We start from the raw sequence: 13,161 nt of genomic DNA on the forward strand, positions 1-13,161 counted from the left end.
TTTAGTGCCGGCCAACGCCGAAGCTGTTGGGGTGGAGTTTCTTGTTGCGCCCTTCCCAGATGGTCTGGAGAGCAAAACCAAGCACCTTGCGCGTGTCGCGTGGATCAATGATGCCGTGATCAAGCAGGCGGCCGGACGTATAGAACGATGTCGACTGGTCATCGAACAGTTTGACGACGGCTGCCCGCTGCTGGGCGAGCGCCTCTTCATCCACATCCTGGCCGCGACGCGCAGCACCGCTGCGTGCCACCTCCTCCATGGTGCCAGCGGCCTGCTCGCCGCCCATTACACCCGTGGTGGCATTGGGCCATGCGAACAGGAATTCAGGCTCATAGGCATAGCCCGACATGCCGTAATTGCCGGCGCCAAAGCTTGCGCCGATATAGAGCGATATTTTTGGTACCCGAACATTCGACACGGCCTGGATCATCTTGGACCCGTGCTTGATCATTCCGGCCTGCTCATACTCTGTACCCACCATATAACCGGTGGTGTTGTTGAGGAAGACGATCGGCATGTCCGACTGATCGCACAGCTGGAAAAAATGAGACGCCTTGGTGGCACCGGCTGGATCAATGGGACCATTATTGCCGATCAGGCCGCAGGCGTGCCCCATGATGCTGGCCTGAATACAGACGGTGGCAGGACCATATCGGGGTTTGAACTCAACAAAGTCTGATCCATCCACGACGCGGGCAACCACTTCACGCACATCATAGGGTTGCCGATAGTCCACCGGCACTGTCCCGGCAATGTCTTCGGTGCTGAGCACCGGAGGTTCGTAGTCGCGCTTGGGTGCTACGGGTATCTGCTTGTTGTGGTCAATGCGATCGAGCAGGTCGCGCAGGATGAGAATGCCGTGGGCATCATCTTCAGCCACATACTCCACAAGGCCGGTGGTGCTGGCATGCATCTCTGAGCCACCAAGCTCATCCGCATCAGCGACTTCGCCGGTCGCAGCTTTCACCAGCGCGGCACCGGCAAGGGCTGCCATACCGTTTTTCTTGACGCCGATGACATAGTCACTCATGCCCGGCTGGTAGGCCCCACCGGCGGTCGATGGACCATGCAGAACCACAAAGGTCGGGATGCCCGCGGCGCTGAGCTGCGCCAGGTGGTAGAACATCTTGCCGCCATGGGCCCACAGTTCGACCGTGTATTCAAACAGGTTGGCCCCTGCACTTTCCACCAGATGGACAAAGGGCAGCTTCTGACGAAGAGCACACTGCATCACGCCGATCATTACGCCAACGGATTGTGTGGTCATCGCTCCGGCGCTGATGCCGCTGTCATCCACATAGACCATGCACCGGACACCGCTGACAAAGCCGATGCCGGCGATGATATTGCCGCCGGGTACGGAGGTTTCAATGTTGGGATCATCGACCAGAAAGTTGGCCATGTTGTAGAGCCGCTGGAACGGCATGCCCGGGTCAAGCAAACGTTCCAGTCGTTCACGGGGCGTGAGCTGGCCGCGTTCTTCAAACCGGGGTTTGCGTTTCTCTGATTTGGTCGCGGCGCGGGCTTCATAGCTGCGCAATTGCTCAATGAGCCCAAGCATGTCTTCACGGTTCTTCGCAAAGATGTCCGACTTGGGATCAATCTTGGTCTGGAAAATCGCCATTACAGTCTCCCGGCCAGGTCCGCAGGAACGGACACCGGATGGTCAAGAAGGATTTGTGCGTAAGCCTTGGCTTGCGGGTCTGCACGCAAGCTGGCAACCCCGCCGCCGCCCAGCGCATCGTCCATCAAAAAATTGAATGCGTGCGATCCAGGCAGGAAAAAGCGTTCAACGTTTCCACCGCCGTTGGATGAGTCCAGAAAATGCGAGAAACGAGTTGCCACGGCATGCTCTGTTACGGATGCGCTGATATAGGGCAGATAGCTTTCATCTCGCGCGATGATCCCGATATTGGCCTTGTTGCCTTTGTCGCCGCTGCGGGCCCAGGCGAGTTTGACCAGCGGGACGTCGACCATGCTGCCGTGACTGGCTGGCCCTGCCGGGTCGGCGGGCCGCTCCAGTTTGGATGGATCGAAGGCAACGCCTTTTTCCGTCTCCAGGGTGGTCACATTTCCATCAACATCAACGGTGATGCTCAAGGCATCTTTGGGCAGGGCAAATGAGAATAGCCGCACTACGGGTGACGGTTTGGGACGTCCACCTGCAAAGCTTGTAAGGCCCGCCGGGGTCGCGAGTGCCAGGCCGGTCACTTCCTTCAACAGGACACCAATGCCGCGGGCGTCTGGATGTTTGGCGGCCAGCTTCATCACAACTTCACGCGACGCAATGTCCCTTGCGGCGGCACCATACTGGCTGTCGTCACCGATGATCTCGATGCTGGTTTCCGTGAAGTCAGCGGCGTTGGCTTGCCGCAGGATGTTCTGCGCGCGCTTGATAGATGTTTCCGCGTAGGTGCGGGCCTTGTCCGCTGCATCAAGCCCGATGAAGGCCATCATCAGCCCGCCGCGCCATCCATCCGAATAGGTGGTGCAGACCTTGTATGTGTCCGGAGCCGGTAGCCCGCACGCGCCCGTGACCGTTACCTCGTCAGGTCCGCTCTGTGTCACGTGTACTGCAGAGAAGTCACAAACCACATCCGGGACCAGATAGGCCTGCGGGTCACCAATCTCATAGACCATCTGTTCGCACACGGTACCGACGGATACCTTGCCGCCGGTCTTGGGTGGCTTGCTGCAAACAAAGCTGCCGTCCGGGCTCACCTCGGCAATGGGGTACCCGATGGCATCAAGGTCGTCGGCAACGTCGCGCCAATCCGTGAAGTTGCCGCCGGTGGCCTGGGGGCCGCACTCAATTATGTGACCGGCAAGGGTGCCTGCCGCCAGCAGATTATGATCGTCCCTGGTCCAGCCGAAAGCATGGATGCACGCCCCCAGCGTCACAGCACTGTCCACGACACGCCCCGTGATTACGATGTCTGCACCCCGGTCCAGCGCATCTGAAATCGGGAAAGCGCCAAGATACGCGTTGATGCTGGCGATGGCATCAACCGGCGGAAAGGCTGCGCCGGTAAACATTTCCGCATAGCTGCCGCTGGCCAGGTCCTGAGCCCGGTCAAGAAGGTCATCGCCGGCGACCACTGCGACCTTGAGATCAAGGCCTGCATTCTTGATCAATTCGCGAACAGCGGCACCGCAGGCTGCCGGATTGACGCCGCCTGCATTTGAAATGACTTTGACTCCACGCGCGGCGATATCCTTCAGGTGAGGCGCCATCACGCCGGTGACGAAGTCCGTGGCATATCCCTGGTCCGGGTTCTTGGCTCTCGCCCGCGCCATAATCGACATGGTGATTTCAGCCAGATAGTCGAAGACCAGATAGTCCAGCTTGCCGCCGGCAAGCAGTTGTGGCGTAGCGTGCAATGCCTCGCCCCAAAACCCACCTGCGCCGCCAATGCGAATGCTTTTTTCGCTGCCCATGCCGTGCGTTGCCCTGCTCTTGTCACCATGGAGGTGCGGCCTGTTTTTCGACCGCTTGCATCTCATGATCTGCTGACTTAGTTTCCTACAGACCGACCAGTCGGTCTGTCAACTGTCATCCGGACCATCGCCTGATCCGGAATGAGGAACAATCTTGCCATGACGCACGCAGCGCAGATAGCAAAACCGGGAGTACCTGCTTCGAAAGAACTGCAGGCCGGAAAAACCCGCCGTGCAATCTGCGAGGCCGCGATCGCGTGCCTGGATGAGATGGGATATGCGGACACATCCCTCACACGCATCCAGGAACGCGCGGGCCTGTCACGTGGCGCCCTCACCCATCATTTTCCTACCAAGGAAGATCTGATTGCCGCGACGTTGGACATGTTGCTTGGCCGCAGCGTGATGACCGGTAAGCGGGTGGAGCGTGCTGCATGGAGCAAACTGCCGGATGAGGACGCGCGTGTACGAGCCCACCTGAAGTGGCTTTGGGAGCGGCTCGTGCGCACGCCTGAGGGGCGGTCGCTGATGGAAATCCTCATGGCCGCACGGACCGATAAAGCGCTGGGAAAACGTACCGCCAAGAGTTTGATCGAATGGGATGCCCGCATGGGAACCGCGATCATCGAGGTGTATGAATCGCCTGACCTTGATGACGCCGATGTGGTGACCCTGTGGGCGATCTGTCGTGTCTTTATGCGTGGGATGCTGGCCCATGAGCGGTTTACGAGGAACCGCGCTGAGGAAACACTGATCGTGGACCGCTTTATCGAACTGATCGCGCCGCACCTGAAACTTCGCTAAAACAAATACCAACGACATAAGACAGTCGGCATTGTCCGACCCGAGGAGAACCCCATGCTCAGCCCCCATGACACCGAAGAACGCCGTCAGTTCCGCGATACGGTTCGCCGTTTTGTTGACACGGAAGTCCGCCCCCATGCGGATGAGTGGGACGAGGCGGAGGAGATTCCCTGGGAACTGCACGAGAAGGCAGGCGCGCTGGGCGTCTTTGGCTTTGGCATCGACGAAGCATATGGCGGCCTTGGTATGGACGACGCCTTCCTGCGCATGGCGTGGATGGAGGAAATGGGCAAGTCCGGGGCGAACGGGGTCCTCGCCGCGCTTGTGGGACGGACGATTTCTCTGGACCCGATCCAGAAACTGGCAACTGAGGAAATTCGCGAGCGGGTACTCCCGGACGTGGTTGCAGGCCGCAAGGGATCGAGCCTGGCCATTACGGAACCATCCGGTGGGTCTGACGTCGCCAACATGAAAACCAGGGCTCACAAGGACGGAAATTCCTGGGTGCTCAACGGGTCCAAGACCTTCATCACCGGCGGCATGAAAAGCGACTACTTTGTCGTCGGCGCCCGTACCGGCGGCGAAGGTCTCAACGACATTTCATTGTTCTTCGTTGAAAAGGACGCGCCCGGGTTTGAGCGCACCAAGCTGGGCAAGAAGATGGGCTGGTGGGCGTCAGATCAGGCGACACTTTATTTCGACAATTGCCGCGTCCCCGCTGAAAATCTCATGGGCGAAGAAGGCCGCGGCTTTATCGAGATCATGAAGAACTTCAATCTTGAGCGCGTCGGGCTGACAGCTGAAGCTCTGGGCATGATGAAGGAAGCGCTGCGCTGCTCCATTGAGTGGGCACAGGAGCGCGAGACATTCGGCGCTCCAATGATCCAGCATCAGGTCATCCGGCACAAAATTGCCGACATGTCCGCCAAGACGGATGCACTCGATGCCTACCTGCAGCAGATCTGTTACGCCATCAATGAGGGCGACATGCCGGTCGCAGAAATCTGCAAGGCGAAGTTCTTCGGCACGAAGGCATTGGAATTTGTGGCTTCCGAAGCCATGCAAATTCTGGGCGGCGCTGGCTATCTGCGCGGCAATTCGGTCGAGCGGATTTACCGGGAGGTCAAGGTTCTGGCCATCGGTGGTGGCTCAGAAGAAATCATGCGTGACCTGGCGGTGCGCCAGATGGGGCTTTAGTCAGCCTCGGCCTGCAAGCCGCGAAGTAACATGTCGCAGGTTTCCCGGTATAGGCTGCTTGCCTGTGCCACGCCCCACGCTTCCATGTGAACTGGTAGGGAAATCGTGCCGTGCAGTGCTGCCCACAGGGACTGGGCCATGAGGTCGGCATCACCGCGACGCACTGCTCCCAGGGCCTGCGCGTCGCGAATTGCATCTCGCAGCACGACATGGAGTGGCAGGCCATTCAAGGATTGCACCTCAGGTGGCGGTGTCTGCGTCGGGCGCACATGCATCAGCGCGCCTTGGTAGATGTCCGGGTTACGCAGGGCAAAATCGAGATACATGTCCAGCACAGTGCGCAGCCGCTCTACAGGATCGGCAATCCCGTGCGTCCTATCGTGCATCTCGCTCAACCAGGCCACAATAGGATCCCGCCACAGGGATTCGATCAGGATACGGATCGTTGGAAAGTACGAATAGATGCTCGCAGGCGATAAGCCGGCCCGAGCAGCAACTGAGCGTAGGGACACGGCATCGAGGCCGCCTTCGCGGTACAGCGCGAGGGCATGGGATCGGATTGTTTCGCGCGTCTGGGCGCGTTGTTCCGCCGTCAGATATGGTCGGGCCATTGCAAGCGCCTCAGGCAGCGGAGGCAGTGTCCGGTGCGCCTACCCGGTCAAGGCCGTAGGCCGCGCGCAGGTCCGACAACGGACGCTCCAGCATGGTCTCCCACTTTTCGAATTGCAGGTTCTCCGCCTGCCGGCCGTAGTGCCACCCGGCGCTGATGGCGTCCATCATCGGGCCGATGGTCTTGGGATCAAGCAGGGTCATTCGCGTCGTTACCACCGACATCCACATCCCGAAATATGGAAACCGTATCTGCGCTAGGCAGAACGCCTGAAGCGCAATTTCCCCGGATGATGTCGGTTCGTAGCCAGTCAACACATGCAACAGGTCATGGATCTGGAAGCCGCGGATGATGGCGTAGCGCAGCGCGGCCGGCATGCGGTCAAGCTGTCCGGACGCTTCAAGAGATTTATGAAAATCCCGGTAGTTGACCGCAATGTTCTTCTCCAGCCCGTTGGACACGATAAAATCGTAGTAACCAAGGCCGAGTGATCCCGCGGGCATATCCTTTAGTGTGTCGAGCTCGAGCGGATCGCTGAAATAGCCTTCTTCCAGAAAGGCCTTTTGCGCGGGGATACTCTCGAAGTCCGCCATGTAGTCGGCGATCACGTTTTGCGGTGCTGTCTCCCACCACTGATTGAAGAGCAGATGCACCCCGTGTTTTTGCGGATCATCAAAGGTCTTCAGCAATTCTCCCGCGAAACTGCGGTCCAGTGTGATCGCGCCCATAGTCCCCTCCCATTACATTCGTTTCATAGTTAATTGACCATGTTCAAATAACTAATGCAAGGAACGGCTAGAATGCGTTCTTGAGACGGTTCTGTTGCCGCAAGGATTCGTTCATAGCCCGGTCTTACTCTCTGGCTGATTGGAGTTTTTGATGCGTATTTATCTTTGCCTGACCGCACTGGCAGTCGCTTTGGCGATGCCGGCCAATGCCAACAACGAATCGACACTGCCCCAGTGCCAGCCATCATCGCTAGGCGCCACGGCATGTATGCAAGGCGTGCTTTGCGAATGCACTCAAGTGCGCGGCGGCACAATCACCGGCGAACTCTCAGGCGTAAAATGGAACTGCGATGCGTTGCGGCCGCGCTGCGGCGATGAGGCCTCCCTCGGCGACGGTGGCGTGTCGGCAACCATCCCGCACACAGAGTTTCAGTATCCGCAGTCAGTCGGCATTGATCGCAGTGAAGAGACCACGATCATTCAGCAGAACCAGACGGCCAATCCTGAGAACACCAACGTCAACATCAACCCATAACTGTTGCGTTGCGATGTGGCTTAGGTGCAGGTGTAGTTGACCCTGATTTCAGCGCCCATCGCCCTCTCCTGCGGATCGTAGTCCCGACTGGAGCTGATGATTTCGCCTTGTGCAGGAGCGATGCAACGGCGGGCGATCTCGTCCTGGGCCACTAGCATCATCTCGTTCCAATGGCGCTCTTTGACGCCGCCAGGTCCCCGGTTGGTCGGATGATAGGACACAAGCACCTCATACACCGGCTTTTGCAGGAGGATCTGATCCTGAAGTGTGATCCAGGCAATGTTGTAGGTCCCATGCTCGCCGACGACGGCTCCACGCGGTCCCCTCTCAAACAGGCCTTTGTGCTGGGACGGCTGCTGGCCGGATGTCGTCTGGCAACCGGCGATGAGAATCGCCAAAGAAGCGGCCAGAAATGGCCTGCCAAAGCCGCTGGAATGCAAGATTGCCTGAAATGGGTCTTTCATGCTGTATCTCTCCCTTGCGCCGAGCCTGATTTGTGGAATCCGCTGCGGCAAAGCACCCGTGCTTAAGTAAACCTAACATATTGCGAGTGGCCCGATGGACGAAAACATCCAGACAATGACTGACCAGGCAACGGAAACTCTTGGGGCGCTGGCCGTGACCTATGGCATTAGCTTGGTCGGTGCCATCGTCATTCTCATCATCGGTTTTTGGGTCGCCAACCGCGCGCGCATTGCAGTCGTGCGGCTGATGGAACGATTTGACGAGATCGATCAGACACTCACCTCGTTCCTTGCCGGGCTGGTTCGCTACATAATCATTGCCGTTACAATCCTTGCCGTCCTGGCTGAATTTGGCGTTCAGACGGCAAGTCTGTTGGCTGTAATGGGTGCTGCCGGCCTAGCCGTAGGCCTTGCACTCCAAGGGACACTCTCCAATGTGGCGGCGGGTGTCATGCTGCTGTTTCTGCGGCCGTTCAAGCTGGGCGACTATATCGAGGCTGGTGGTGTGTCCGGTTCGGTAAAAGCCATCACCCTCTTTCGGACTGAGCTTTCCACTCCGGACAATGTGCAGGTATTCGTACCCAACAGCGATGTTTGGGGATCCGCAATCAGCAATTACAGCTACAATTCAACCCGCCGCGTCGAGATTGAATGCGGCATCGCCTACGATGATGATATTGGCAAGGCGTTTGAAGTGATGCGCAGCGTGGTTGCCGAGGACGCGCGCGTTCTGGCAACGCCTGCACCGATGGTGGCCGTGAAGACTCTCGGGGACAGTTCCGTCAATGTGATTTGCCGTGTATGGGTCAAATCAGGTGACTATTGGCCCTTCACCTTCGACAAGCAGCGTGAGATCAAAGAAGGCTATGATGCTGCAGGGCTCAACATTCCCTTCCCGACTCGCACGGTTTATCAAATCGATGAAAAATCGGCTGACTGACGTAACTGCTGAAAGAGACTGACCCAGAGCCAATGGTACACAGCGAAGCCAAATTCCAGATCGGCCAGGTAGTGAAACACCGCCTGTTCCCGTTTAGAGGTGTCATCTTTGATGTCGACCCGGTGTTCAACAACACCGAGGAATGGTGGCTTGCGATCCCCGAGCATCTGCGTCCGCGCAAGGACCAGCCGTTTTATCACTTGCTCGCTGAAAACGATGAGACGGAATACGAGGCTTATGTGTCCGAGCAAAACCTGCTGATCGACGAAACCGGCAAGCCGGTCCGCCATCCGCAGGTGAAGGAAATGTTTGGCGACCTGAAGGATGGCCTCTACGCCATTCTGCCAGGGTCAGCGCACTAGGCTGTTTCGTCGGCGTCTGGGGCAGCGTCGGGGTCCGGCCCGACAATCAACACCGGAACACCACCGCTCTTGTCCCGCACCGTGGCGACAAGCGTGCCCGGTTTGCGTCCTTTTCTCACATCCGAGACATTCACCCCACTGGATGCCAGACGGTCACGAGCGGCAGCCACATCGCGCGCCCTGAACGCCATACCCCAATACACTGATCGTGCATCCAAAGGCATGGCCGGTGTTTTTTCATCGCCATATCGCTGTATCACCTCAAGAGTGATGCCGCCCAGTCGGAAGAACATCATCCGTGCACCCCATTGCTTGGCGTCTCGATCAAGTGCCAGGCGAATGCCCATCTTGTCCCCGAACACGGATATGGCTTTGTCGCCGTCCGGCGTGTTGACCACCACATGGTCAACCGCATGGAAGGTGGCGTCTGGGGCCGTTTGCGGCGCTGCGAGGGGCCGCGTGCTCGCATCCGACACATGTTCAATCGCAAACAGAAACAGGCCGAGTACGTCCTCCTTGGACACGTACACGTTGCGCCACTGGCGTACGCTCCCGTCGGGACTATGCCCTTCTCCGGGTTGCGGAGGCGTCGCCCGTAGGCCCTTTTGTTGCCATTCGTCGGACGTGGCCTGTGCATCGTCTGTGCCGAAGGTGATGCCAAACAGGCCATCGCCCTTCTTCTTCAGATGGTCGCGAAGCTGTTCAGCGAACGCGCCCTCACCAACCGGCGTGATCAGCTCTATGTAGGTGTTCTCAAGCTGAAAGATGGCGTTTGCCGTGCCGTAGTCAGGATGGCTGCCGCGAATAGAAACTGCCCTGCCCGTCAGAACCTCATAGTCGCGAGTCACCGCGTCCAGATCACCGACGGCAACAAGTACATGGTCAACTTGGTTCAACGGCATGGGCATATCCCTCCAGCAGGTATGCAGCTCTCATTACGCGGTCGGGAGGCATGTTTCCATGCCTCCCAAAAGCTGACCGCTCAAGGCTTTGCGGTTGCGTGGCGACTAGTAGAGTGTAGCCAGAGCTTCCTTTGTGAACGGGTTCAGATTGTCGAACTGGCCCTTGTGGATCTTCGCAGCCCATTCATGGTCACTTATGAGCGCCCGGCCAACGGCGATGAGGTCGAACTCATCCGCTTCCATGCGTTCCAGAAGGTCGTCCATATGGCCCTCGTCATTTGCCGCGTCCATACCGGCAAATGTTGCAATGAACTCTTCATTGAGGCTGACACTACCAACCGAAATTGTCGGTTTTCCTGTCAGCTTTTTCGTCCAGCCGGCGAGGTTCATGTTCGAGCCTTCAAACTCCGGCTCCCAGAAGCGGCGCGTTGAGCAATGGAAGATATCGACACCCGCATCTGTCAGCGGTGCCAGGAATGCTTCGAGTTCACCCTGGGTTGGCGCAAGGCGGGCATCGTAGTCCTGCTGCTTCCACTGTGAGTAACGCAGGATGATCGGGAAGTCCGGGCTTGTTGCCGCGCGACAGGCCTTGACGATTTCCTCGCCCAGGTGAACGCGCTTCAGCTGGTTGCCGCCAAAGGCATCGGATCGCTCATTTGTGCCGCCCCAGAAGAACTGATCAATGATGTAGCCATGGGCGCCATGAATCTCGATGCCATCAAAACCGATGCGCTGAGCGTCCGCGGCCCCCTTGGCAAATGCTGCAATCAGATCAGCCACATCGTTTTCAGTCATCGGTTCGGCAACCTGCTTGCCCGGCTTGACCATGCCGGAAGGTCCAGCGCTTGGCAGATCGGGGTTTGGACCAGTGCCTGGTTTGCGCATCATGCCCACGTGCCAGAGCTGCGGCATGATCTTGCCGCCAACGGAATGCACTTCTTTCACGACATTGGCCCAGCCTTTGAGCGATGCTTCGCCGTGAAACGCTGGAACATTCGTGTCAAAGCTGGCAACCGGGTGATCCACGGTCGTACCTTCAGTGATGATGAGGCCGACTTCGGCTTCCGCACGGCGGCGGTAGTAGTCGGCCACGTTCTGGCCGGGGATCTGGTTTGGTGACTGGCTGCGTGTCATGGGTGCCATGACAATGCGATTGGAAAGCGAGAGTGGGCCGAGCTTGAACGGCCGAAAAAGCGTGTCTACGGAGGTCATGATAATCCACGTTCTAGATGGGGAAATATGTTCGCCGCGTATTTAGCAGCAAATGGGGGAATGGGCTAATGTCGCCGCATATTGGGCCTGATCGAACGATCCACAAGGGAAAAACCCGTGCGCAAAGAACACCGCCCCCATTGGGCCAAACGCCTGCACCGCTTGTATCAGCGAGCTTGGGTCAAACACTTCCTGGAACCACAATTTGATTCTGTGGGCCCCTATCTGGATGCCGGGCACCCGAAATATGTAAGCCTTTATGGGCCGAATATTTCAATCGGCAGGTGCGCCACCCTTCGGACCACACCTGCCTACCCCATCACCCTTACTGTCTGGACAAGCGCCGATCGCGAAGGCCGGATCGACATGGGGGACTATGTGCTGATCAGCCCGGGCACCCGCATCCTGTCGTCGGACAATGTCACCATTGGCAGCAACACGATGATCGCCGGTGAGGTCTATATCTCGGATTCCGACTGGCATGACGTTTATGACCGCACCAGCGAACAGGGTGCCCACAAGCCGATTGCTGTGGAGGAGAATGTCTGGCTGGGCTATGGCGTTAAGGTCTGCAAGGGCGTGACAATAGGCAAAAATTCGGTGATTGGTGCCGGGTCCGTTGTCGCGAAGTCCATCCCGGCAAACGTCATCGCTGTCGGCAATCCTGCCCGTGTCGTGCGTGAGCTTGATCCCGACCGAGCCATAAAGAAGCGCGAAGACCTCTATGCGGACCCCGATGCCCTGATGGCTGAAATGCAGCAACTGGAGCGATATTTTTTGCGCAACAACTCTCTGTTCTCGTGGCTGCGCGCGTTGGTCGCACCCTCAAGAAACGACTAGGCCCCTTGGGCTGATCCAGATCAAAGCGACTCCCGGCCTTCCGCCCATAGCCTTTGGGGGTGTTGAAGATGCGCAGGCACATCCAGCCTGTGCTCAATGGGAGTTCACATCATGGATACCGGAAACATTGCCTATCTCGCCATGGTCGGCGTTGGCATGCTGTCTTTTGCAGTGACGCTTTTCGTCTGCTCAATGGTCGCAGCAGATCGCTCGGACCCCTTCGGTTCCGCAGCCGACTAAACGACGTGTCCCGGTCTGGCCACCTGCGCGTTACTGCGCAGGGGCTGTCAGGGATGGCTGCGTTGCAACAGGCTTGCGGGCCGTAATTGCGTTGTACGCTGCGGTGAAGCCCGTCAGTGATACGGGTGCATCAATCCGCTGGCCGCGATAGCCGAATGAAATCTTCATCGTGTTGCCGTTCTTGAGCGTGTTCACGAGATCTGCGCTCAAGGGTGCCGTTGCCCGGCAGCCTGCCGTGGTGCAGTTGGTGTATGGCGCAGCCATCTGCTGACCTTCGTCAACCTGGAGCCCCACGCCAAGCGGCAGTTCTACGCCAAGCGGTGTGCGTGACACCATCAACAGGTCCGCCGTACGCGGATGATATGCGATCGTCACATGAAGTAGCACTTCCTTTGTGTCTGCATTGGAAAGGACCTGCTGCATAGAGCAGAATTCCTTACCTTCTGACGGCGTGCATTCAAACACCCACATTCCATGCTGTTCCACAACCGACGGCTCAACCTTTGCGCCTTCGGCCTGTTGTGCCTGCGCACTGCTAAACCCGGCAAGAGCAATCAAAGCAGCACCGGCAGTCACACCCAGTTTGTGAGGGCTCATGAGGCTGCGGAGTGAACGGCGGATCGTGTGGCGGATCATGTCTGTGTTCCTGTATTCTGTGCGTTCCCGACCGTGGCCGGGCTTCGATTGCGCACCACCGCTAACGCGGCATGCTCTGTCCTGTCAAATCAACCAGCAGATCAACCGCTGTTAAGCATAATGACCGCATCGTTGAAGGCACGGTTTGGCAATTGAATATGCCTAAAATCGGCCTTGTTGGCCTGTCATCAAAACCCAGCATGCCTGCGGTTAGATGAACAAACCCAGTATTACTGACTGCGATATTGCTGAA

Annotated in this window: 15 protein-coding genes; 7 read left to right on the forward strand and 8 right to left on the reverse strand. The window is 58.0% G+C overall.

Annotated elements, in window-relative coordinates; all coding sequences use genetic code 11:
- Nucleotide 1 precedes the first annotated feature (1 nt).
- Together BN1012_RS06465 and BN1012_RS06470 are read right to left on the reverse strand one after the other, a co-directional pair.
- A complete protein-coding gene (locus BN1012_RS06465) occupies nucleotides 2–1,624 on the reverse strand; it encodes an acyl-CoA carboxylase subunit beta (protein ID WP_043948999.1) in 1,623 nt (540 codons plus the stop codon).
- Complete coding sequence (locus BN1012_RS06470) at nucleotides 1,624–3,438, reverse strand: acyclic terpene utilization AtuA family protein (protein ID WP_043949000.1); 1,815 nt, start codon at nucleotides 3,436–3,438, stop codon at nucleotides 1,624–1,626. Before BN1012_RS06470 ends, BN1012_RS06465 begins: the two co-directional genes overlap by 1 nt.
- Nucleotides 3,439–3,597: 159 nt before the next feature.
- On the opposite strand from BN1012_RS06470, the gene BN1012_RS16745 reads away from it, so the two are divergent.
- Both BN1012_RS16745 and BN1012_RS06480 read left to right on the forward strand, forming a co-directional pair.
- A complete protein-coding gene (locus tag BN1012_RS16745; RefSeq protein WP_171815923.1) occupies nucleotides 3,598–4,242 on the forward strand; it encodes a TetR/AcrR family transcriptional regulator in 645 nt (214 codons plus the stop codon).
- A gap of 54 nt (nucleotides 4,243–4,296) precedes the next feature.
- A complete protein-coding gene (locus tag BN1012_RS06480; protein ID WP_043949001.1) occupies nucleotides 4,297–5,439 on the forward strand; it encodes an acyl-CoA dehydrogenase family protein in 1,143 nt (380 codons plus the stop codon).
- On the opposite strand, the gene BN1012_RS06485 is transcribed toward BN1012_RS06480, so the two are convergent.
- A complete protein-coding gene (locus tag BN1012_RS06485; RefSeq protein WP_043949002.1) occupies nucleotides 5,436–6,050 on the reverse strand; it encodes a TetR/AcrR family transcriptional regulator in 615 nt (204 codons plus the stop codon). The genes BN1012_RS06480 and BN1012_RS06485 overlap by 4 nt on opposite strands.
- Nucleotides 6,051–6,060: 10 nt before the next feature.
- Nucleotides 6,061–6,777: a Coq4 family protein gene (locus BN1012_RS06490; protein ID WP_043949003.1), complete on the reverse strand. Its 717-nt coding sequence runs from the start codon at nucleotides 6,775–6,777 to the stop codon at nucleotides 6,061–6,063.
- 151 nt (nucleotides 6,778–6,928) lie between these two features.
- Here BN1012_RS06490 and BN1012_RS06495 point away from each other — a divergent pair, with 151 nt between their 5' ends.
- Nucleotides 6,929–7,312: a hypothetical protein gene (locus tag BN1012_RS06495; protein WP_043949004.1), complete on the forward strand. Its 384-nt coding sequence runs from the start codon at nucleotides 6,929–6,931 to the stop codon at nucleotides 7,310–7,312.
- Nucleotides 7,313–7,332: 20 nt separating this feature from the next.
- Here BN1012_RS06495 and BN1012_RS06500 read toward each other — a convergent pair whose 3' ends face one another.
- The gene (locus BN1012_RS06500; RefSeq protein ID WP_043949005.1) at nucleotides 7,333–7,776 is read right to left on the reverse strand and encodes a hypothetical protein; all 444 of its coding nucleotides are present in this window, start codon (nucleotides 7,774–7,776) and stop codon (nucleotides 7,333–7,335) included.
- A gap of 115 nt (nucleotides 7,777–7,891) precedes the next feature.
- Between BN1012_RS06500 and BN1012_RS06505 the strand changes: the two genes are divergently transcribed.
- Together BN1012_RS06505 and hspQ are read left to right on the forward strand one after the other, a co-directional pair.
- Nucleotides 7,892–8,716 (forward strand): mechanosensitive ion channel family protein, encoded by an 825-nt coding sequence (locus BN1012_RS06505; RefSeq protein WP_052535609.1) that lies wholly within the window; start codon nucleotides 7,892–7,894, stop codon nucleotides 8,714–8,716.
- A gap of 32 nt (nucleotides 8,717–8,748) precedes the next feature.
- Entirely contained in the window at nucleotides 8,749–9,078 is a 330-nt protein-coding gene (gene hspQ, locus BN1012_RS06510; RefSeq protein ID WP_043949007.1) for a heat shock protein HspQ, read from the forward strand.
- Here the strand turns inward: hspQ and BN1012_RS06515 are convergent.
- Together BN1012_RS06515 and BN1012_RS06520 are read right to left on the reverse strand one after the other, a co-directional pair.
- The gene (locus tag BN1012_RS06515) at nucleotides 9,075–9,980 is read right to left on the reverse strand and encodes a VOC family protein (RefSeq protein WP_043950725.1); all 906 of its coding nucleotides are present in this window, start codon (nucleotides 9,978–9,980) and stop codon (nucleotides 9,075–9,077) included. The genes hspQ and BN1012_RS06515 overlap by 4 nt on opposite strands.
- 105 nt (nucleotides 9,981–10,085) lie before the next feature.
- Nucleotides 10,086–11,192 (reverse strand): NADH:flavin oxidoreductase, encoded by a 1,107-nt coding sequence (locus tag BN1012_RS06520; protein WP_043949008.1) that lies wholly within the window; start codon nucleotides 11,190–11,192, stop codon nucleotides 10,086–10,088.
- Nucleotides 11,193–11,309: 117 nt separating this feature from the next.
- On the opposite strand from BN1012_RS06520, the gene BN1012_RS17840 reads away from it, so the two are divergent.
- Nucleotides 11,310–12,032, forward strand: coding sequence for an acyltransferase (locus BN1012_RS17840; RefSeq protein ID WP_043949009.1), 723 nt, complete (start codon nucleotides 11,310–11,312; stop codon nucleotides 12,030–12,032).
- 111 nt (nucleotides 12,033–12,143) lie between these two features.
- Nucleotides 12,144–12,272: a hypothetical protein gene (locus BN1012_RS17845; protein ID WP_275450965.1), complete on the forward strand. Its 129-nt coding sequence runs from the start codon at nucleotides 12,144–12,146 to the stop codon at nucleotides 12,270–12,272.
- A 30-nt stretch (nucleotides 12,273–12,302) separates the two neighbouring features.
- Here BN1012_RS17845 and BN1012_RS06530 read toward each other — a convergent pair whose 3' ends face one another.
- Nucleotides 12,303–12,908: an invasion associated locus B family protein gene (locus tag BN1012_RS06530; protein WP_081826253.1), complete on the reverse strand. Its 606-nt coding sequence runs from the start codon at nucleotides 12,906–12,908 to the stop codon at nucleotides 12,303–12,305.
- Nucleotides 12,909–13,161 lie beyond the last annotated feature (253 nt).

Origin of the sequence: Candidatus Phaeomarinobacter ectocarpi, from assembly GCF_000689395.1 — a bacterium.
In the GTDB taxonomy this organism is placed as follows: Bacteria; Pseudomonadota; Alphaproteobacteria; order CGMCC-115125; family CGMCC-115125; genus Pyruvatibacter; species Pyruvatibacter ectocarpi.